Below are 19260 nucleotides of genomic sequence, written 5' to 3'. Positions count from 1 at the left end.
CCATGACAAAAACGCTGTTGGAGAACGTGGCCGCGGCGCGCGAAGGCGCCCCCGCCGCACGCCGCGCGATCCTCGACCTGATCCTCGAAGACCCCGACCGGGTGCTCGAGGAAAGCTTCGAGTCGCTGGCCGAACGCGCGAGCAGTTCGGTGCCGACGGTGATGCGCACCTGCCGCGACCTCGGCTTCGCCGGGCTGCGCGAATTCAAACTCGCGCTGGCCCATGCGCTGGCGCTGGGCGGCTCGCCGCTGCACCGCCGCGTCAACATCGCGGACACCGCCGACGAAGTCGTCACCAAGATCTCGCGCAGCGCCGCGGCCTCGGTGGCGGGCGTGCGCTCGCAGCTCGACATGGGCGCGCTCGAAGCTGCCGTCGATTCCCTGGCCTTCGCGCGCCACATCGACCTCTACGGCGCGGGCGCCACCTCGTGGTTCATGGCGCAGGACCTGCAGGCCCGGCTGTTCCGGCTGGGCCTGTCGGCCAATGCCTGGGCCGACTACCACCTGCAGCAGGTGGCGGCGGCCGCGCAGAGCACCGAGGGCGTCGTGATCGCGATTTCGCACGTGGGCGGCATGCCCTCGCTGCTCGACTCGGTCGACATCGCCCGCGCACAAGGTGCCAAGGCCATCTGCATCACCCGCCCCGGCACGCCACTGGCCGAACGCGCCGACGTGCTGATCGCGCTCAGCGTGCCCGACGACGCGGTCATGCACGTCGGCATCGACGCCTACCTGACCCACCTGACCGTGATCGAGATCCTGACGGTGCTGGTCGCGCAACGCCGCGGCGACCCGGCGGTGCAGCGCTTGCGTTATGTGCGCGATGCGCTGCAGCGCCATGGCATCGACATCCGCACGCACCCGCTGCAGAGCTGGGATGGCGGTGGCGTAGGGCCCAAACCATGAAAGTCACGCTGCTGGAGAACGGCCTCGTCGTCGACGGCTCGGGCGACCCAGCCTGGTACGGCGATGTGCTGATCGCCGGCGACCGCATCCTGCGCACCGGCGAAAAGCTGCGCGAGCGCCTGCCGGAAGGCATCGCCGCCGAAGACATCGAGACCATTGACTGCAGCGGCCTGGCCATCGCACCCGGCTTCATCGACGCCCACACGCATGACGACGCCATCGTGCTGCGCGACCCGGCCTGCCTGCCCAAGTTGTCTCAGGGCATCACCACCGTCGTCACCGGCAACTGCGGCATCTCGCTCGCGCCCTACGCCACCGAAGCGGCGAAGCCGCCGCTGAACCTGCTGGGTGCCGGCTCGTTCCGCTACCCCACGATGGCGGCCTACCGCGAGGCGGTGCAGGCGGCCCAGCCGTCGCTGAACGTCGCGGCGCTGGTTGGCCACACGACCTTGCGCTTCGCGACGATGGGCGACCTCTCCCGGGCCGCGACACCCGGCGAGCGCGCCCGCATGGCCGCGCTGCTCGACGCCTGCATGGCCGGCGGTGCGCACGGCCTGTCGTCGGGGCTGTTCTACGAAGAGGCCTACCCGGCGCCGGCCGACGAGGTGACGCAGCTGGCCCGCATCGTCGCGCGCTACGGCGGCATCTACGCCACCCACCTGCGCAGCGAGATGGCGCAGATCATCGAGGCGCTGCACGAGGCAGGCGACACCGCGTTCGAGGCCGGCGTGCCGCTGGTCATCTCGCACCACAAGTGCGCCGGCCCGGCCAACTGGGGCCGCACGCGAGAGACGCTGCCGTTGATCGATGCGTTGGCCGCGCGCCAGGCGATCGCGATGGACGTCTACCCCTATGTCGCCGGCTCCACGGTGTTGCGCGAAGACCTGGTCGACGGCGTGATCGACGTGATGCTGACCTGGAGCGACACGCACCCCGAACACACCGGCCGCATGCTGTCGGCCATCGCCGAGGACTGGGGCGTCGACCAGAAGACCGCGTGCCGCCGGCTGCAGCCGGGCGGCGCCTGCTACTTCCAGATGAACGAAGAAGACGTCGAGCGTGTCATCGCCCACCCGCGCACGATGATCGGCTCGGACGGCCTGCCGCACGACCGCCATCCGCACCCGCGGCTGTGGGGCGCGTTCCCGCGTGTGCTGGCGCGCTACTGGCGCGAGCGGCAGCTCTTCACACTGGAGCAGGCGGTGCACAAGATGACCGGCCTGACGGCGCGCAACTTCCGCATCGCCGAGCGCGGGCTGGTGCGGCCGGGGTGGATGGCCGACCTGGTGGTGTTCGACCCGGCGCGTGTCGCCGACACCGCCACCTACGACGCGCCGATCAGCGCGAGCGCGGGCATCAGCGCGGTGTTCGTCAACGGCTGCCTTTCCTACCGCGGTGGCGCCGAGCCCCACGTGCTGGCCCGTGCCGGCCGGATGCTGGCGCGCGGCGAAGCTTGGGCTCCGAATCGCTCGCCCGCCGCAGCGTAATTTTCGTCACGATTCTTTCGAATTGAACCTGCCTGTCACCCCAGATCGGGCGACCCAGGCGGCACGGCGGAGCGACACTTGAGGACGCGTTTTTTCGAGCAGTCATCGCCATGAACATCCTGGGTCTCCCCCTTCGCAAACCCCGCTTCAACGAACTGACCGCCGCGGTCGTCATGGGGTCCGGTTTGTGGGTCCTGGCCGTTGGCCTCCTGCACGTGGCCCAGGTCGACATCGGCAAGGCCGACGCCGGCGCCTTGCTGCTGGTGGTGCTCTGGGGCTGCGTCTCGGTGCGCCTCGGCATCCGCATCGGCATGGGCACGCGCCACCTCGTGGCCAATCTGATCGTCACGGCCGTGCTGCTCACCGTCTACCAGGGCGCCTGGGCTATTGCCGGCTGACTGGCTGCTGATCGCCGGTGGCTTGCTGCCTGATTGGCAGCCCGTTTGCCCGTAGGCGCGAGCCTACGTACGCATGAGCGGTCATCCGCTCCTCTCCGACAACCGTGCCGGTTAACTTTGCCAGCACCTTTCGTTAACGGAGAAATGCCATGAACTTCATCATTTGGTTGGTAGTCGGCGGGTTGATCGGCTGGGTCGCCAGCATGATCATGAGAACCGATGCCCAGCAGGGCGTCATCCTGAACGTCGTCGTGGGCATCATCGGCGCCTTGCTCGGCGGCTGGTTGCTGGCACCGATGCTCGGCACCGGCACGATCAACAGCAACGACTTCAGCGTTGCGGGGCTGGGCGTGTCGCTGTTGGGCGCGATCATCCTGCTGGCCATCGTGAACTTGGTACGGCGAGGCAGCGCACGCTGACGCGAGTCTCCCGATGGCGACGGCCGCCGAGCAGAAATGGCCACAGACGCTGTGGATCGTGCGGCACGGGCAAAGCGCCGGCAACCTCGCTCGTGACAAGGCTGAGGCAGCTGGTGAATTCCTGATCGACATCGCCAGTCGGGACATGGACGTGCCGCTCTCGCCCCTGGGGGAGCGGCAGGCCGATGCACTGGGCCGCTGGTTCGGCGATCTACCGCCGGGCCAGCGGCCCAGTGTCGTTCTGTGCTCGCCTTACGTCCGGGCGCTGCAAACGGCGCGGCGCGTACTCGCCGCCGCGCGCATCGACGAGAACGAACTCACGATGGTGTGTGACGAGCGGCTGCGCGAAAAGGAGTTCGGCATCCTGGACCGGCTCACCGTGCTCGGCATCCGCGAGAAGTACCCCGAGATCGCCGAGCAGCGCAAGCACGTCGGCAAGTTCTATTTCCGCCCGCCAGGGGGTGAGAGCTGGTGCGACGTGATCCTGCGGCTGCGCAGCGTCATCGAGATGATCACGCGCGAGTACCGCCGGGAGCGCGTGCTGGTGGTCGCCCACCAGGTGACGGTGAACTGCTTCCGCTACCTGCTGGAGCGCTTGAACGAAGCGGAGATCCTGGACATCGACCGCCAGGCCGACGTGCCCAACTGCGGCGTCACCTCGTACGAATTCGACCCGGCACTGGGCCGCCACGGCAAGCTGGCGCCGCGGCTGGTGAGCTTCGTCCAGCCGCTCACCGAGGCCGGTGAGCCGGTGACGGACGAGCCCGACGTACCGGCGGCACCTAAACCATGAGCGCTCCATCGCCACGTGCAGCCCGGCGGGTGGACGACGCGGTGCTGCGCGCGTGGCCGCTGCCCTTGCCTGACCACGAGGGCGACAAGGAAACGCGTGGCCGCGTGGTCATCGTGGCGGGGAGCCGCGAAGTGCCCGGCGCGGCCATTCTGTCGGCCCGGGCCGCGCTGCGGGCCGGCGCCGGTAAGGTCTTGCTTGCCACCGGCGAGTCGGCCGCGCTGGCTGTGGCCATCGCCGTGCCCGAGCTGCGCGTGCTGGGCTTGCGAGAAACCTCCGAAGGCGGGTTCGACCCCGCGTGCGCCGAGCAGCTGGCCAAGTTTGCAGGGCGCGCCGACGCCTTGCTCATCGGGCCCGGCATGCAGGACGAAGACGCCACATGCGCGCTCGCCCAGGCCCTGCGCGAGCGCTGCGAATGCGTGCCGATGGTGCTCGACGCCACGGCGATGGCCGCGGCATTGCGGCAGTCGAACGAATGCGAGCCGGTGCTCATCACGCCGCACGCCGGCGAGATGGCGCACCTGAGCGGCGACAGCAAGCAGTCGGTGCTGGCCGACCCGCACGCCACCGCCTGCAACGCGGCGCGCCGCTGGAACGCGGTGGTGGCCTTGAAGGGCGCCACCACCTTCATCGCCCGCCCGGACGGGCAGACCTGGGCGCATGACGCCGGCAACGCCGGCCTGGCCACGGCCGGCTCGGGCGATGTGCTGGCCGGCCTGATCGCCGGCTTCGTGGCACGAGGCGCAGCGTTGGAACAGGCCGCTGCCTGGGGCGCGGCCGTGCATGCACGCGCCGGCCTGCGCCTGGCTCGGCGCGTGGGGAGCCTGGGCTACCTGGCCGGTGAGCTGGCCGCCGAAGTGCCGGCGGTGCTGGACGAGCTGAGCGGAACAACCGCCCCTGCCTGAGCCAGCGTCGCGCCGGTGCCAGCCGCTCTCGCCGCCCTGCTTTGCGTGCGGCTTTGGCGGCCCCGCCAACGGGATCGGGTGGGCCGCTTCAGAATCGCCGTCTTCGTCACACCGGCTTCGCGCGCACATGACCGACCTTTCCGCCTTCCCCATCACCAAGAAATGGCCCGCCCAGCACCCGGATCGCCTTCAGCTCTACTCGCTGCCCACGCCCAACGGCGTGAAGATCTCGATCTTTCTCGAGGAGACCGGGCTGCCGTATGAAGTGCACCTGGTCAGCTTCGGCACCAACGACCAGATGTCGCCGGAGTTCATGTCGCTCAACCCGAACAACAAGATCCCTGCGCTGATCGACCCCAACGGGCCGGATGGCAAGCCGCTCGCGCTGTTCGAGTCGGGTGCGATGCTGATCTACCTGGCCGAGAAGACCGGGCAGCTTATGCCGCGCGATGCGGCGCGCCGCTACGAGACCATCCAGTGGGTGATGTTCCAGATGGGCGGCATCGGCCCGATGTTTGGCCAGCTCGGCTTCTTCCACAAGTTCGCCGGCAAAGACTTCGAAGACAAGCGCCCGCGTGACCGCTACGTGGCCGAATCGAAGCGCCTGCTGGGCGTGCTCGACAAGCACCTGAAGGGCCGCGCCTGGATCATGGGCGACGAATACACCATCGCCGACATCGCGTGCTTCCCGTGGATCCGCAACCTGGTCGGCTTCTACGAGGCCGGCGACCTGGTGGGCTTCAATCACTTCCCCGAAGTGCAGCGCGTGCTGAATGCTTTCGTCGCACGGCCTGCCGTCGCGCGTGGGCTGGAGATTCCCAAGCGGGCCTGACTCACCGATCACACCGATCCGCGCCCAGGGGCGCGGATCGTCATCAATGGCCGCTGCTCACTGGCACCCGGTGAGGCTCTGGATCCACTGCCGCACCACCGCCACCGATGCCGTGTCGACCAGCTTGCTGCCCAGCGGCGGCATCGCGTAGGTGTCGCGCCGGTTGATGCGTGACAGCAGCACCGAGCTGTCGGGCGCGCCTGGGGCGATCACCTTGGCGTTGGTGATGCCGAGGTCACCCGAGGTCGGTGTGGCGTTGCAGGTTCCGGTCGACGCCAGCGGGACCGTGTAGCGCAGGTCGAGTGCCACCGGCGTCGGCCCGTTGGGCTGGTGGCACTGCGAGCAGTTGGCATGCAGGAAGGCGCGTGCCCGCTGCTCAATGGTGCCGGCCGTGCCGTGCGGGTCGAAGTACGCCGGCAAGCTGGCCGGAGTGCCCGAGATGTTGGGGCTCAGCAGGCCGATGGTGTTCAGCGTGGTGATCTGGTTGGCGGTGCGGCCTGTGGCCGGATAAGTCAGGTTGCCGTTCAGCTGCGCCGTCTCCAGGCCGAGCGTGCGGCCTGCCACCTGCGTGTGGCACTGCAGGCAGTCGCTCTCGCTCGGGTAGACCCAGGTCTGGCTGCCAATGGTCTTGCTCTTGCCGCCGAGCACCCGCGTGGCATCGGTCTGCCCGGCGTTCCACTCGTAGGTGTAGCCAGCCCACACGCCGTCGGGGTGGCGCATCAGCAACCGCGTCTCGATCAGCTGGTTGTTGAGCTTGAAGTTCTTCACCAGCACCGTGCCGTTCGGTGGCGTCCATCGGCCCGGTGTCTGCGGCGTGATCGAGGTGCCGTTCGGCACAGCGAGCCAGCGCTGCTTGTCGGCCCCGTCGGACCAGAAGGGCGCGTTGGTGTTGTAGGGGATGAGCCCCACCGCTGGTTGGGTTGCGTTCGAGGCAGACACGCAACCGGTCTGCGAGAGCAGTGTCGGGATGGTGTCCACCGCAGCGCCTGCCGGTTGCAGCTGGTACAGCGCGCCGCCATAACCCACGACGTAGATTTCGCCGTCGTTGCCCTGCCCGAACGAGGTGATGTTCTGCGGCGCATTCAGGATCGCGCTGCTGGCGGGCAACACCACCCGTGGGGTGGCCGCCACCAGCGGACTTGGTGGCGTGAAGGCGAAGATGCGGCTCGACACGTAATCGCCGAACACGTACTTGCCTGCCAGCGCCGGCACCTTGGTGCCGCGGTACACGTAGCCGCCGGTGATGGCCTGGCCCACGCTGTGGTCGTACTCGACCACCGGGTCGATCAGCGCTTCCCCGTTGGCGCCGGTGGTGGCGCAGCTGCTCGCGTTGTAGCAAATGCTGCCCTCGCGAATTCGCCAGCCGTAGTTGCCACCGCGGGTGACCACGTTCACTTCTTCACGCTGGTCTTGCCCCACGTCGCCAACCCACAAGTTGCCGTTGCTGCGGTCAAAGCTCCAGCGCCAGGGGTTGCGCATGCCGGTGGCATAGATCTCGGGGCAGGCGGCACCGCCGCTGCCGTTGGTGCACTTGGCGTTGGTCGCGAACGGGTTGGTCGACGGAATGGCGTATCCCGTAGCCGGGCTCACGTCGATGCGCAGCATCTTGCCGAACAGCACGTTGCGGTTCTGCGAGTTGGCGTTCGGGTCGCCGCCACCGCCGCCGTCACCCGTGCCGATGTAAAGGTAGCCGTCTGGCCCGAAGACGATGTTGCCGCCGTTGTGGTTGCGGTCGTTCTGGTTCTTTACCAGCCGCATCAGCACCTGCTCGGTGTTGGCATCGAGCGTGGCACCGCCGTCGGTGCTGGAGAAGCGCGAGACACGGTTCTCCACCGGATTGCCGCCGGTGGAGTAGTAGATGTACACGTAGGGCGTGCTCGGCCAGCTGGGGTGGAAGGCCAGGCCCAGCAGGCCCATCTCGGAGTCGGTCTGGATCTTCGAGAAGATATTGAGGAAGGTCGTGACCTGGCTGCTCGTCACGCCCTGGTTGTTGGGGAAGCTGCGCACCAGGCCGGTCTGCTGCTCGATCACATACCAGCGCGAACTGTCGCCCGAGGGTTGGTACATGCCGACCGGCAGGTTGAAGCTCAGGTTCGGGAACACGCGCGCGAGTTGCACGCCGGTGCCGGCCTGCGGCCGTGCCGGCGCCACGCAACTCGTGTTGCTGGGCCGCGCGTCAAGCCCCGAGCCGCTGGTGGGCGGTGTCGATGCGCTGATGGTCCACGCGAAGCTCGCTGCGGCGCTGCCGCCCTTGCCGTCGCTCACGGTGACGGTGGCGTTGTAGTTGGCCACGGTGCTCGGCGTGCCGCTGATCACGCCGCTGCTCGCGTTGATGCTCAGGCCGGCGGGCAGGCCGGTGGCGCTGAAGGCGAGCGTGTCGCCGTCGGCATCGCTCGCGCTGATGCCGAGCGACACGGCCGTTCCTTGCGTGCCGCTTTGGGCTGCCGGGGTGCTGATGGTCGGAGCGCGGTTCGATGCCACGGCCACGCCCAGCGCCACGCCATTGAGGGTGACGTTGCCGCCGCTCGATGCCTGCGTCCAGGTGAGCACCAGCCGCTGGCCGGCCGAAGCGGCCGCGTAGTTGATCGTGTAGGCACGGACGTACTGGCCGGTCGCCACAGCGGTGGTGTTGGTGTAGTCGGCCGCCGAGTTGTCGGACAGGTGCGCGCGCAGCGTGCCGGATGAAGCCCAGCCGCCCACATAGATCGTTACTGCTGTGCGCGTCAGGCCCGCGGGCACGTTGACGGAGAAGCCGTTGCCGCTGCCTGCCACATACACGCCATTGGTGTTGGTGGTGGCGCTGGCGGTGGGTGTGCCGCCGGTCCACGACATGGCGCGCGGATCGTTGTTGTAGCTCGACGCTGCGCCACCCGAGAGCACCGTGTAGGCGCTGATGAGGCTGCCGCCGCCCGACTTGCGGGTGATGCCGGGCACGCCGCCGTCGCCCCAGTGGGCCCAGTCGGTCAGGGCAGTGCCGCTGAGGTTGATCGACGTTGTGGCCGTGCTGACCACGCCGCTCAGGCTGGCGCCACTTGGAGCCGCCTGCACCGTCCACGAGAACGAGGCCGTGGCGCTGCCGCCCTTGCCGTCGCTGACGGTGACGACTGTCGAGAAGCTGCCGGTGGCGCTCGGGGTGCCGCTGATCACGCCGGTGCTGGTGTTGATGGACAGGCCCGTGGGCAGGCCGGTGGCGCTGAAGGTGAGCGTGTTGCCGTCGGCATCGCCGGCGCTGATGCCGAGTGACACCGCTGTGCCTTGCGTGCTGGTTTGCGCCGAGGGTGTCACGACCGTGGGTGCGCGATTCGCAGAGGCCGCAGTGCCGAGGCTCGCGCCATTGAGCGTGACGTTGCCGCTGCCCGAAGCCTGCGTCCAGGTGAGCACAAGCCGCTGACCTGCCGAGGCAGCTACGTAGGTCAGCGTGTAGGCGCGGACGTACTGGCCGCTGGCCGCTGCGGTGGTGTCGGTGTAGTCAGCGGCCGAGCTGTCGGACAGGTGCGCGCGCAGCGTACCGGACGAGTTCCAGCCGCCGACGTACAGCGTCACCGTGGTCTTGGTGGTGCTGGCCGGCACGTTGATCGAGAAGCCGCTGCCCTGGCCGCCGACCCACACGCCGGTCTTGTTGCCGCTGCTGCTGGCCGTGGGCGTTCCGTCAGACCACGAGATCGCGCGCGGATCGTCGCCATAACTCGCGGGCGTGCCGCCACCGATCACGCTGTAGGCGCTGATCAGGTTGCCGCCGCCGGACTTGCGCATCGTGCCGGGGACGCCATCGCCGAAGTGGATCCAGTCGGCGATGCCGGTCGCGCTGAGGTTGACGGCGGTGACCGACGTGCTGACCGCGCCGCTCAAGCTGCTGCCGCTGGCAACGGCCTGGACGACCCAGCTGAACGACGTGGAGGCGCTGCCACCCTTGCCGTCGCTCGCGGTGACGGTTGCCGTGAAGTTGCCGGCGGTGGTCGGTGTGCCGCTCACCACGCCGCTGCTGGCGTTGATGGCGAGGCCGGCGGGCAGACCGCTGGCGCTGTAGCTCAGCGTGTCGCCGTCAACGTCGCTGGCGCTGATGGCGAGCGTCACGGCCTGGCCGACCTGGCTCGTCTGTGCCACCGGTGCCTGAATCGTCGGCGGGGTGTTGCTCACTGCGGCGAGCGACAGGGCCACGGCGTTCAGATCGACGTTGCCGGTGCCGGCGGTGCGCTGCCATGTCAGCGTGAGCGTCTGGCCGGCGGCTGCCGCCTGGTAGGTGATGACGTAGGTGCGAACGTAGACCTCGGTGGTCGCTGCATTGACATGCACGTAGTCGGCTGCCGACCCGTCGGACAGATGCGCGGTGAGCGTGGCCCCCGAGTTCCAGCCGCCGACGTAGACCGTCGCCGTGCGCGCCGCGGTGCTCGCAGGCAGGGTGATGGAGTAACCGCCACCAGACATGTACAGCCCGTTGGTGTTCGCGGTGCTGCTCGCCGTGGGCGTGCCGCTGGTCCAGCTGAGGGTGCGCGGAGAGTTGTTGAAGGACGTGGACGTGCCGCTGCCGACGAGCGTATACGCGCCGATCTGCGAGCCGCCACCGGACCGCCGCACGAGGCCGGGAACGCCATCACCCCAGTGCGCCCAGTCGGCCGTGCCCACGGTGCTGAGGTTGGCGGCAGTGCTTGCCGTGCTGACGGTGCCGCTCAAGCTACCGGTTATCACCGCCTGGATCGATTGGTCGGTGTTGACCGCCGAGACGGCTTCCGAGGTGGTGGTTGCCGCCAGCTCGACGGGCTCCTCCGCGGTGTTGTTGCCGCCTCCGCATCCCATGACGATCAGGGCTGCCAAGGTAGCAGCCAGGCGACTTCTGTAATTCATTGCATTCATGTCCAACCTCCGCAGGAGATTGGGCTTCCGAGGTTCAATGCATTACGTCAGCAAACGGCGACATTGCTTGTAGGAAAACTCCCCGAGGCCGCTCAAATGGCAGGTAAGGCCGGCCGCATCGACCTCACGTTAGTTTGCGCTCGCCTCAGCTCGGCGAGCTTGTGCGCACAGGTTTACTGCGCTTCCAGCTCGGCCCACATGTCGCGTGGCATGCCGAGCACGAATCCCTGCGCGCAGTCGGCGCCGGCGTTCTTCAGCATGTGCAGCGCCGCGGCGTTCTCGATCAACGGGGCGATCACGACCACGTTCATGGCATGAGCCAGGTCGGTCATCGCGCGCACCATCATCACGCCGACTTCGTCGCTGGCGAGTGTCTGCACCAGGCTGCCGTCGAGCTTGACCGAACTGATCGGCAGGCTGCGCAGGTGGCCCAGTCCGCCGAAGCCGCGGCCGTATTCGTCGAGCATCAACTCGGCGCCGAGCTGCGTGATCTCGTTGAGGATGGGCAGCAGCTGCGCAATGTGGCCCGCGACCTCGCTCTCCTTGATTTCCAGGCAGAGCTGGCGCGGCGCAAAGGCCCCGCCGCGCAAGAGCGCGGTGAGGCGAGACAGGTAGCCTGCGTCGAGCAAGGAAGCGGCTGCCACGTTGATGTGGAAGCGCCGGGCGGTGCGGCGGTCTTGCCCGGCCAGCAGCAGCGCCAGGCGATTGAGCACCCAGGTGTCGAGCGCAGGCAGCAGCTCGAAGCGCTCGGCCTGCGACATGAAGGCGCGTGGCGCGAGCAGCGTTTCCACGTCGTCGAGACGCACGAACACCTCGTGCCCGTAGAGCGCCGGGGCCATGGCCTGCTCGATCTTGTCTTGCCAATCGGTGCCGGCCAAGGCGTTGGGTGGCAGGCGGCGCAGGTCCACGATGGGCTGGAACTGCAGCGCGAAGTTGCCGGCCGCCAGCGCGCATTTCAGCCGCTCCGACCACGACTGCTGCAAGGCCGCGAGCGCGCCGGCGTCGCCGCCCAGGTCGAACATGTGGATGCGGTTGCGGCCCTGGCGCTTGGCGATGTGGCAGGCCGCGTCGGCGCAGTTCATCGCGTAGGCGGGCGACAGCGAATGGCGGTTCAGGCGGCTGATGCCCACGCTGCCCGAGACATCGAACTCGTGGCCGCCATGGCTGAAGGCGGCTTCGTCGAGGATGGTCCTGAACTTTTCGGCCAGCGCGAGCACACTGCCGTCGTCCACGTTGCGCAGCAGCACCGCGAACTCATCACCGCCCAGCCGTGCCACCAGGTCCGACTGGCGCGAGCGCGCCTTGAGCTTGCGGCCGATGCTCGCGAGCAGCGCGTCGCCCGCGGCATGGCCGGCGGTGTCGTTGATGTGCTTGAAGCGGTCGAGGTCGATGAAGAGCAGGGCGCTTTCTTCTGTGCTGCGGCGCAGGCGGAAGATCTCCTGCTCCAGCATGTATTCGAAGTGGCGCCGGTTGTGCAGCTTGGTGAGGTGGTCGTGGCGCAGTTGCCACTGCGTTTCGGCCTCGTGGCGCTTGCGCTCGGCAATGTCGCGAAAGGCCACGACCACGCCGACGCATTCGCCGTCCTGGTGTTGTGGGCGCACAGTGCATTCCACGTTCACCATGTCGCCGTCGATGCGCCAGAACACCGTTTCCCAGTTGCTCAGCGAATCGCCCAGCTCGTAGGCCTGCTGCAGGAAGCAGGTCTCGGCCGGGATGGCACGGCCGCGCTCGTCGGCATGGTGGATGCGCTCATGCGCCGAGAGGCCGACCAGCTCGTCTTCGTGCTCGCACTGCAGCAGGCGCAGCGCGGCCGGGTTGACGAAGGTGATTCGGCCGCTGCGGTCGACGCCGTACACGCCGTCGCCCACCGACGCGAGGATGAGCTCCAGCCGCTGGCCTTCGGCCTGCAGGCGCTGCTCGCGCTCGCGCAGGCGCGCCATGCTGTCGACGCGGGCGATGAAGAGCTCGTCCGATTCGTTCTTGAACATGCACTCGGAGGCACCGGCTTCGAGGCAGTCGCTGATCAGGCCGTCTTCGTAGGAGCCGGTCAGCACCGCGAGGGTGAGGTCGCGCGTGACCGGCAACTCGCGCAGTGCGCGGCACAGCGCGGCGCCGTTCATGCCGGGCATGAAGTAGTCGACCACCGCGAGGTCGAAGCGTTCGGTCTGCACCTTGGCGAGTGCCGCTTCGGCATGCTCGCAGCTCACCACCGCATAGCCGTGGTTGCGCAACAGGCGCTGGTACTTCGTGCGGCTGGTGCGCGAGTCGTCGACCAGCAGCACCTTCAAAGCGGCGGGCGACTCGGCGTGTGGCCGCGAGTCGTTCGCCACATCGGCCAGCAGGCTGCGCACGAGGCGCGGCACTTCAGACGGGCGCTGCAGCCGCCTCACTTGTGTGAAGGCGCGCGCGCCAGCCAGGCTCGCATCCACCAGCGCCGGTTCGGCGGCAAGCACGAGCAGCGCCACGTGGCGGCAATCGGGCTTGTGCAAGCGCGCAGTGAGGGCCTGGCTGATGGGCGCCGGCGTGGTCGACCAGCCGACGATCACGGTGCCCAGTCCGCGCGAGATTTCTTGTTCGAGTGCGGCGAGTGCGGCTTCGTCGGCGGCCACCGCGATCACGTTGAAGCCGTGGCGCAGCAACAGCTTCTCCATGCCGCGGCGCAGCGTGGGAGATGATTCGACGAGCAGCAGCCGGTGCATGGTCGAAATGGTATGAGGTCTGCAGCTCGACGCTGTGTTTACATTTCGTGACGGAGTGGTGCAAAGCCCGAGAGGCCGCGGCTCACGTCAGGTAGGCTGTGCAATAGAACACGCTTCACCTACCGGACCTTCGACGTGAAACCACGCCACGCAGCCTTGATCGCAGTCTTGTCGCTACAGGCTTGCGTCGTGGTGCCGCGCACAGACATCGTCTTCGACGACGATTGCAAGATCCTCAAGCGCCAAATGGTGCTCGAGGTGCAGCAATACGGCTACTTCGGCGGCTGCTCGAACGATGGCTGTGCGGTGCTGCTGGTCGCCACCGGCGTGGTGGCTGCCACCAGTGCCGTGGTGTCCGGCAGCATCGCGGTGGTGGGCAATGTGGTCTATTGGTTCGAGCGCCAGGGTCAGTGCTTCAAGTAGCGGCGACAGCGGCCGGCGCGGTGGGCCACAGACGCCGCGCCTGCAGTGCCGCACCGATCAGGAACAGCAGGCCCAGCACCACCCCGGCCACCTGCAATTCGGGCGCCTCGGCATTGGGCAGCAGGGGTGCGCCAAGTGGCAGGCGTGTCGTTGTTTCGGTGATCCCGGGAATCATGTGGAACAGGAAGGTGGCCGAGTAGCCCACCACCTCGGTGATCTTCGACCAGCGCCCGTACAGCTGCGTGCGACTCGCCACCACGATGATGCCCAGCACCACCAGCGTCAGCAGGCCGAGCGCGTGCGGCTTACCAAAGCCGCCATGCTGAAAGATGCCGAAGCCGGTGAGGGCCGTGAGCGCGGTGGTGATGAAGTACACCTGACCTAACCGATTACCGGAGGTGATCTGCCTGTCGCGAACCAGGGCGATCAGGCCGGCCGCCACAGCGACGAGGCTGATGGCGGTGTGGATGATTCCGAGAGAAGTCAAACCGAACATGGTGGGTCCCTCTGTGGAGTGAGCAATGCGTCACGGACGCGAAGCATGGCCCATGCCACAGCCGCTGGGAAGGGCTCGCCGGGCGGCGCGTGATCAAGGCGCGTTCAGCAACTTGTAGTGAGGCCTGTCTTTGCCTTTGACGTGAACAATGGCGATGGCGCGCTCGACGTCGGGCACCGCCAGCAGCATGGCCTCGATCTTGGGCACCACCTGCGGGTCGCGCGCATCGGCCACGCAGCCTTCCACATAGACGATGCGCCGCTGCACGGTCACCCACAGGCTCGAGCGCGGCGCGGGGTTGCGGGCCTTGAATGCGGCCTGCACCGCTTGGGCGATGTCCTTGTCGTAGGTGTATGAGTTGGGGCGCTCGCACTTGCCGACGAGCCAGCAGGTGGTGCCTCGCTCGGCGCGGCCATGCGACTGCACGCGCCGCTCTGCTTCGGTGATGAACGGGCCGGCCGGCACAGGGCAGTTCGGCACCTGGTCCGAGACCTGGAAGAACGGATCGTCGAACCAGTTGCGGCGCTCCGGCGCTTGCTGCGCCAGTGCGGTGGAGGCGCACATTGCCGTGCAGAAAAGCAGGTGGGAGAGCTTGGTGGCAGAGCCGTTCACGTGCAGTGCTTCCGTGCGGTGGCGACGCCACGATTCTTCAACGACAAGCCGGCCGGCACAATGGCTCGCATGATGGCTGCGCTGCCTTTCGAACCACAAGAAGACCGCCACCACGCGCGCTTCCGCCCCCGCTTGACGCTGCAAACGCTGACCCGCGGCGATGGCCTGCTGGGCATGGCGCCCTCCGGCCCCTTCGGTCCACGCGGGCCGATGGTCACGATCGCACGAATCGACTGGACCTACCACGGCCCGCAAGGCCAGCGCTGGGACATGCCGGCACCCACCTCGGTGCTGAACACCCGCGCGCCGAGTCAGCAGACGGTCGTCGACACGCAGGGCAGTGAATGGCGGCTGCAGCGCGACCGGGCTGCCGAGGCCGACGCGCTCGATGCCGTGTGGGCCGCCAGCCTGCATCCGCTGCCCGCCGATTCCTTGCAGTGGCGTGCGAACGAAATGGCGCTGCACGGGCCACTGTGGACCCTGGTGCAGGAAGACTTCTTCGGTGACTTCTGGGCCGAGCGCGTGCCCGAGTGGCAGGCCCAGGGATGGACCATCGTCGTGAAGCCTGGCTTCGCACACGAGACCTTGCGCGTCGACGCCTGGCGGTTGGTCGTCGAGCCGGTGAGCGGTGAGACGCTGGGCAAGGAACCGGCCGGCCCGCTGCGCCCGCGCGAGCCCGACGTCGACGCGCTGCGGTTGGACGAGCGTGAAGGCTCGTGGATGCTGTCGCTCGGTGTCGAAGTGGCCGGCGAAACCTGGGACCTCGTGCCCTTGCTGGCCGACCTGCTGAAGCGTGAAAGCCGCTGGCTGGACGCGAGACAGATCGCCGCGATCCCCGATGATTCGCTGGTGCGATTGCGCGCACCCGGCGGACGGCGCATCGACGCACCGGCGGCGCCGATCAAGGCCATCATCGGCGCGATGGTCGACCTGCTGACCGACCCGCGCCGCGCGTCCGGGCCGATCGCGCTGTCGTCGTGGGAAGCGCAGCGCCTTGATCTGCTGCGCCTGAGCTTGATGGACACGCAGGCGGAGCGTGCCGGGCCGCATGGTGCCTGGCAACTGCAGGGCGATGCCGGTTTGCGTGCGCTCGCGCAACGCCTGCAGGGTGTCGGCATGCCGCAGCCAGTGGCTGAGCCGGAGGGCCTCGGTGTTCGCTTGCGGCCCTACCAGCTCAGCGGCGTGGCGTGGCTGCAGTACCTGCGCGAGCAGCGCCTCGCCGGCATCCTGGCCGACGACATGGGCCTGGGCAAGACGGCGCAGGCGCTGGCGCACTTGCTGATCGAGCAGCACGCAGGCCGGCTCGACCGCCCGGCGCTGGTGGTGCTGCCGACCTCGCTGATCTTCAACTGGCAGGCGGAGGCGAAACGCATGGCGCCATCGCTGCGCCTGCTGACGCTGCAAGGCCCGGACCGCGCGAAAGACTTCGCGCGCATGCCCGACCACGATGTGGTGCTGACCACCTACCCGCTGCTGTGGCGCGACATCGATGCACTTGCCGTGCAACCCTTCCACCTGCTGATACTCGATGAAGCGCAGACGGTGAAGAACGCGGCCGGCCGCAGCGCGAACGCCGTGCGCAAGATCCAGGCGCGTCACCGCCTTTGCCTCACCGGCACGCCGCTCGAGAACAACCTGGGCGAGCTGTGGGCGCAGTTCGACTTCTTGCTGCCGGGCTTTCTGGGCGACGCGCGCAGTTTCGCGCGGCTGTGGCGCAAGCCGATCGAGACCAACGGCGAAACGCTGCGCGCGCAGCTGCTGGCCCAGCGCGTGCGGCCCTTCATCCTGCGGCGGCGCAAGCAGGACGTGGCCACCGAGCTGCCGCCGCGCACCGAGGTCATCAAGCGCGTGAAGCTGCAAGGCCGCCAGCGTGACCTCTATGAAAGCGTGCGTGTCGCGTCCGACGAGATCGTGCGCCGCCTGCTGCAGCGGCGCGGGTTCGACGGGGCAATGATCACCATCCTCGATGCGCTGCTGAAGCTGCGCCAGGTGTGCTGCGATCCGCGGCTCGTCAAGGGCACCAAGACATCTAAGACGATGGAACGCGCCAAGCTCGAACTGTTGCGCGACATGCTGCCCGCACTGGTGGCCGAAGGGCGGCGCGTGCTGGTGTTCTCGCAGTTCACCGAGTTGCTGGGGCTGATCGAAGACGAGCTCGATTCACTGCAGCTGCCCTGGCTCGCGCTCACCGGCCGCACGCCGGTCGGCCGGCGCGCGGAGGTCGTGCAGCGCTTTCAGTCGCAGCAGGTGCCCATCCTGCTGATCAGCCTGAAGGCCGGTGGCCTGGGGCTCAACCTGACCGCGGCCGACACCGTGATCCACATGGACCCGTGGTGGAACCCTGCGGTCGAAGAGCAGGCCACCGCGCGCGCCCACCGCATCGGCCAGGACCAGCCGGTCTTCGTCTACAAGGTGGTGGTCGAAGGCAGCATCGAGGAGCGCATGCTCGCGCTGCAAGCCCGCAAGCGGGCGCTGGCCGAGGGCGTGCTCGGGCACGATGGCGAGTCGGCGCAGAAGTTCGGCCCCGACGACCTGCAGGCCCTGCTGGCGCCCCTGGGTGGTGCCACCAAAGCAGGGATTTAGCCCAGGCGATACAATCCACGGTCCTGCCCCCAAGCCGACTGCAGTGACGCCTGTCACCTGTACCAGTCCGCTGCTTCACCCTGCGAACCGTCTCTGACAAGGCTCACGCCTTGGCCTTGCGTTCGTCGCAATGCCAACTCAACGGAGACAACCATGGCCAAAGAAGAACTGATTGAAATGCAAGGTGCGGTGACCGAAGTCTTGCCCGACTCGCGCTTTCGCGTGACGCTGGAGAACGGTCACCAACTCGTCGCCTACACCTCAGGCAAGATGAAAAAGAACCACATCCGCATCCTGGCGGGTGACAAGGTGTCGCTGGAGCTGTCGCCCTACGACCTGAGCAAGGGCCGCATCATGTTCCGCCACCTGGAGCGCCGGCCTGGCGGTTGGTGATTACAGCGTTCGCCGCGCGTTTCACAGCGGCAATGCGGTGGTGTTCTTGACCTCTTCCATTACCGCGTAAGTGTGCGTCTCGCGCACACCAGGCAGCGTCCACACCACCGATCCCACCAGCTCGCGATAGGCCGCCATGTCGGCCACGCGGGTCTTGATGAGGTAATCGAACCCGCCGGCCACCATGTGGCATTCAAGAATCTCGGGGCGCACTTGCACCGCGGCCTTGAAGGCGTTGAACACATCGGGCGTCGTGCGATCGAGCACCACCTGGATGAACACCATCATCCCCGCGCCCAGCTTGTCGGGGTTGAGCCGGGCTTCGTAGCCCAGGATGAAGCCATCGCGCGTGAGGCGCTTCACACGCTCGAGCACCGCGGTCGGCGACAGGTGGATGCTTTCTGCCAGCTTCAGGTTCGAGATGCGCCCGTCGGCCTGCAGCAATCGCAGTATCTTGACGTCGATCTTGTCCAGCCCTTCCGGGATGGCGGCAACGGCTTTCATGTCGAATGGCTCCGGTGAGGGTGGGCGGTGCGCCGAGGGTGGGTTATAAACCGGCCTGCTTATAAAACGACGGAGGATTCTGATGCGCCTGTCACGCTGGTTGCTGCTGCCGCTGATCATCGTGCTGGTGTTCGCACTGTGGGTCTTTGTTGTGTCGAAGTGGAGCTACTCCAGCGGCGAACGCGCCGGCTGGGTGCAGAAGCTGTCGAAGAAGGGCTGGCTGTGCAAGACCTGGGAGGGCGAGCTCTCGCTGGTGTCCATGCCCGGCGCAGCGCCCGAGAAGTTCGTCTTCACCGTGTGGGACGACGCGGTGGCCGAGAAGATCACCGCGGTGATGGGCAAGCGGGTCTCTCTGAGCTACGACGAAAAGGTCGGCCTGCCGACCAGCTGTTTTGGTGAAACCCGTTCCTACGTAACCGGCGTTCGTGTGCAGGACGAGATCTCGCTGATGCCCGGCGTGATCGTGCCCGTACCGCCCGGCGCCTCGGCTGCCTCGCGCTGAGAGCTACGACCTGCGCGTCCGCGGTGTCACGACGCTACCAGAGCGTTTCAAGCTGATTCCAGCTGCGGCGTAAAGCCGGAAATGGCGTGGCAATTGACACGTTTTGCAATGACCCCCTGCCGGGCATCCGTGACACGATCCCGGCCCATGAACCGCAGTACCGCACCCGCTTCGCCGTCCCGCACGCCCTACGTCATCGCACTGGGGCTCGGGCTGTTTCTCGGCCAGACCGTGAGCTTGATGGCTCAGCGCGGCGACGGCTCGTCGCTCGGCTTCATCGCCGCGACCGTGTTCGTGCTCTCGGCATCCGCCTCGTTCGTGATGTTCGTACTCGGACCTCAGCGCCCGATGCCGAGCGAAGCGCGCTCACGTCAGATCCACGCGCTGGTCGGCGTGATCGGTGCGGGCCTGCTGCTGTCGTTGCAGGCAGTGGAGTTCTTTGCCTGAACGTTGCCGCTGAG

The 19260-nt window shown here is 67.7% G+C and carries 17 protein-coding genes; 12 read left to right on the top strand and 5 right to left on the bottom strand.

All coding sequences use genetic code 11. The annotated features are described in order from the left end of the window. Positions 1 to 2: 2 nt before the first annotated feature. From AC1DYS_RS02480 to AC1DYS_RS02450, 7 genes are all read left to right on the top strand, one after another. Entirely contained in the window at positions 3 to 905 is a 903-nt protein-coding gene (locus tag AC1DYS_RS02480; protein WP_477895711.1) for a MurR/RpiR family transcriptional regulator, read from the top strand. Next, the gene (locus AC1DYS_RS02475; protein ID WP_477895709.1) at positions 902 to 2392 is read left to right on the top strand and encodes an N-acyl-D-amino-acid deacylase family protein; all 1491 of its coding nucleotides are present in this window, start codon (positions 902 to 904) and stop codon (positions 2390 to 2392) included. The genes AC1DYS_RS02480 and AC1DYS_RS02475 overlap by 4 nt, the downstream gene beginning before the upstream one ends. Positions 2393 to 2502: 110 nt before the next feature. Next, the gene (locus AC1DYS_RS02470) at positions 2503 to 2790 is read left to right on the top strand and encodes a hypothetical protein (protein WP_477895707.1); all 288 of its coding nucleotides are present in this window, start codon (positions 2503 to 2505) and stop codon (positions 2788 to 2790) included. Positions 2791 to 2939: 149 nt separating this feature from the next. Next, positions 2940 to 3209, top strand: coding sequence for a GlsB/YeaQ/YmgE family stress response membrane protein (locus tag AC1DYS_RS02465; RefSeq protein WP_047486398.1), 270 nt, complete (start codon positions 2940 to 2942; stop codon positions 3207 to 3209). Positions 3210 to 3222: 13 nt separating this feature from the next. Continuing rightward, positions 3223 to 4002 carry a histidine phosphatase family protein gene (locus AC1DYS_RS02460; RefSeq protein WP_477895705.1) on the top strand — a complete coding sequence of 260 codons (780 nt, stop codon included), beginning with the start codon at positions 3223 to 3225 and terminating at the stop codon, positions 4000 to 4002. After that, positions 3999 to 4904, top strand: coding sequence for an NAD(P)H-hydrate dehydratase (locus AC1DYS_RS02455; RefSeq protein ID WP_477895703.1), 906 nt, complete (start codon positions 3999 to 4001; stop codon positions 4902 to 4904). The genes AC1DYS_RS02460 and AC1DYS_RS02455 overlap by 4 nt, the downstream gene beginning before the upstream one ends. Positions 4905 to 5031: 127 nt before the next feature. After that, a complete protein-coding gene (locus tag AC1DYS_RS02450) occupies positions 5032 to 5736 on the top strand; it encodes a glutathione binding-like protein (protein ID WP_477895701.1) in 705 nt (234 codons plus the stop codon). Positions 5737 to 5793: 57 nt separating this feature from the next. Here AC1DYS_RS02450 and AC1DYS_RS02445 read toward each other — a convergent pair whose 3' ends face one another. Both AC1DYS_RS02445 and AC1DYS_RS02440 read right to left on the bottom strand, forming a co-directional pair. Beyond that, the gene (locus AC1DYS_RS02445; protein WP_477895699.1) at positions 5794 to 10578 is read right to left on the bottom strand and encodes a putative Ig domain-containing protein; all 4785 of its coding nucleotides are present in this window, start codon (positions 10576 to 10578) and stop codon (positions 5794 to 5796) included. A gap of 182 nt (positions 10579 to 10760) precedes the next feature. After that, the gene (locus tag AC1DYS_RS02440; protein WP_477895697.1) at positions 10761 to 13286 is read right to left on the bottom strand and encodes a two-component system response regulator; all 2526 of its coding nucleotides are present in this window, start codon (positions 13284 to 13286) and stop codon (positions 10761 to 10763) included. A gap of 135 nt (positions 13287 to 13421) precedes the next feature. Here AC1DYS_RS02440 and AC1DYS_RS02435 point away from each other — a divergent pair, with 135 nt between their 5' ends. After that, on the top strand, positions 13422 to 13709 hold the full coding sequence (locus tag AC1DYS_RS02435; RefSeq protein ID WP_477895695.1) for a hypothetical protein: 288 nt from the start codon (positions 13422 to 13424) through the stop codon (positions 13707 to 13709). Here the strand turns inward: AC1DYS_RS02435 and AC1DYS_RS02430 are convergent. Continuing rightward, complete coding sequence (locus AC1DYS_RS02430) at positions 13702 to 14205, bottom strand: hypothetical protein (RefSeq protein ID WP_477895693.1); 504 nt, start codon at positions 14203 to 14205, stop codon at positions 13702 to 13704. The two genes, AC1DYS_RS02435 and AC1DYS_RS02430, sit on opposite strands and share 8 nt — an antisense overlap. Positions 14206 to 14298: 93 nt before the next feature. After that, entirely contained in the window at positions 14299 to 14817 is a 519-nt protein-coding gene (locus AC1DYS_RS02425) for a BON domain-containing protein (protein ID WP_477895691.1), read from the bottom strand. Positions 14818 to 14886: 69 nt separating this feature from the next. On the opposite strand from AC1DYS_RS02425, the gene AC1DYS_RS02420 reads away from it, so the two are divergent. Further along, on the top strand, positions 14887 to 17400 hold the full coding sequence (locus tag AC1DYS_RS02420; protein ID WP_477895689.1) for a DEAD/DEAH box helicase: 2514 nt from the start codon (positions 14887 to 14889) through the stop codon (positions 17398 to 17400). Positions 17401 to 17553: 153 nt separating this feature from the next. Beyond that, on the top strand, positions 17554 to 17793 hold the full coding sequence (infA, locus tag AC1DYS_RS02415) for a translation initiation factor IF-1 (RefSeq protein WP_047486389.1): 240 nt from the start codon (positions 17554 to 17556) through the stop codon (positions 17791 to 17793). A gap of 21 nt (positions 17794 to 17814) precedes the next feature. On the opposite strand, the gene AC1DYS_RS02410 is transcribed toward infA, so the two are convergent. Next, positions 17815 to 18297 carry an Lrp/AsnC ligand binding domain-containing protein gene (locus tag AC1DYS_RS02410; RefSeq protein WP_477895687.1) on the bottom strand — a complete coding sequence of 161 codons (483 nt, stop codon included), beginning with the start codon at positions 18295 to 18297 and terminating at the stop codon, positions 17815 to 17817. Positions 18298 to 18379: 82 nt separating this feature from the next. On the opposite strand from AC1DYS_RS02410, the gene AC1DYS_RS02405 reads away from it, so the two are divergent. Next, on the top strand, positions 18380 to 18799 hold the full coding sequence (locus AC1DYS_RS02405) for a hypothetical protein (protein WP_477895685.1): 420 nt from the start codon (positions 18380 to 18382) through the stop codon (positions 18797 to 18799). A gap of 147 nt (positions 18800 to 18946) precedes the next feature. Beyond that, positions 18947 to 19246, top strand: a complete 300-nt coding sequence (locus AC1DYS_RS02400) for a hypothetical protein (protein WP_477895683.1) — start codon at positions 18947 to 18949, stop codon at positions 19244 to 19246. The last annotated feature ends 14 nt before the right edge of the window (positions 19247 to 19260 follow it).

The organism is Rhizobacter sp. P2_G4 (assembly GCF_056403575.1).
The sequence above is the reverse complement of the archived record's forward strand: the minus strand, read 5'-3'. Positions and strand labels throughout refer to the sequence as shown.

Excerpts from the sequence above, each read along its gene's own strand:
- AC1DYS_RS02480 (WP_477895711.1), top strand. The coding sequence starts at position 3 with ATGACAAAAACGCTGTTGGAGAACGTGGCCGCGGCGCGCGAAGGCGCC.
- AC1DYS_RS02475 (WP_477895709.1), top strand. The coding sequence starts at position 902 with ATGAAAGTCACGCTGCTGGAGAACGGCCTCGTCGTCGACGGCTCGGGC.
- AC1DYS_RS02470 (WP_477895707.1), top strand. The coding sequence starts at position 2,503 with ATGAACATCCTGGGTCTCCCCCTTCGCAAACCCCGCTTCAACGAACTG.
- AC1DYS_RS02465 (WP_047486398.1), top strand. The coding sequence starts at position 2,940 with ATGAACTTCATCATTTGGTTGGTAGTCGGCGGGTTGATCGGCTGGGTC.
- AC1DYS_RS02460 (WP_477895705.1), top strand. The coding sequence starts at position 3,223 with ATGGCGACGGCCGCCGAGCAGAAATGGCCACAGACGCTGTGGATCGTG.
- AC1DYS_RS02455 (WP_477895703.1), top strand. The coding sequence starts at position 3,999 with ATGAGCGCTCCATCGCCACGTGCAGCCCGGCGGGTGGACGACGCGGTG.
- AC1DYS_RS02450 (WP_477895701.1), top strand. The coding sequence starts at position 5,032 with ATGACCGACCTTTCCGCCTTCCCCATCACCAAGAAATGGCCCGCCCAG.
- AC1DYS_RS02445 (WP_477895699.1), bottom strand. The coding sequence starts at position 10,578 with ATGAATTACAGAAGTCGCCTGGCTGCTACCTTGGCAGCCCTGATCGTC.
- AC1DYS_RS02440 (WP_477895697.1), bottom strand. The coding sequence starts at position 13,286 with ATGCACCGGCTGCTGCTCGTCGAATCATCTCCCACGCTGCGCCGCGGC.
- AC1DYS_RS02430 (WP_477895693.1), bottom strand. The coding sequence starts at position 14,205 with ATGTTCGGTTTGACTTCTCTCGGAATCATCCACACCGCCATCAGCCTC.
- AC1DYS_RS02420 (WP_477895689.1), top strand. The coding sequence starts at position 14,887 with ATGATGGCTGCGCTGCCTTTCGAACCACAAGAAGACCGCCACCACGCG.
- infA (WP_047486389.1), top strand. The coding sequence starts at position 17,554 with ATGGCCAAAGAAGAACTGATTGAAATGCAAGGTGCGGTGACCGAAGTC.
- AC1DYS_RS02410 (WP_477895687.1), bottom strand. The coding sequence starts at position 18,297 with ATGAAAGCCGTTGCCGCCATCCCGGAAGGGCTGGACAAGATCGACGTC.
- AC1DYS_RS02405 (WP_477895685.1), top strand. The coding sequence starts at position 18,380 with ATGCGCCTGTCACGCTGGTTGCTGCTGCCGCTGATCATCGTGCTGGTG.
- AC1DYS_RS02400 (WP_477895683.1), top strand. The coding sequence starts at position 18,947 with ATGAACCGCAGTACCGCACCCGCTTCGCCGTCCCGCACGCCCTACGTC.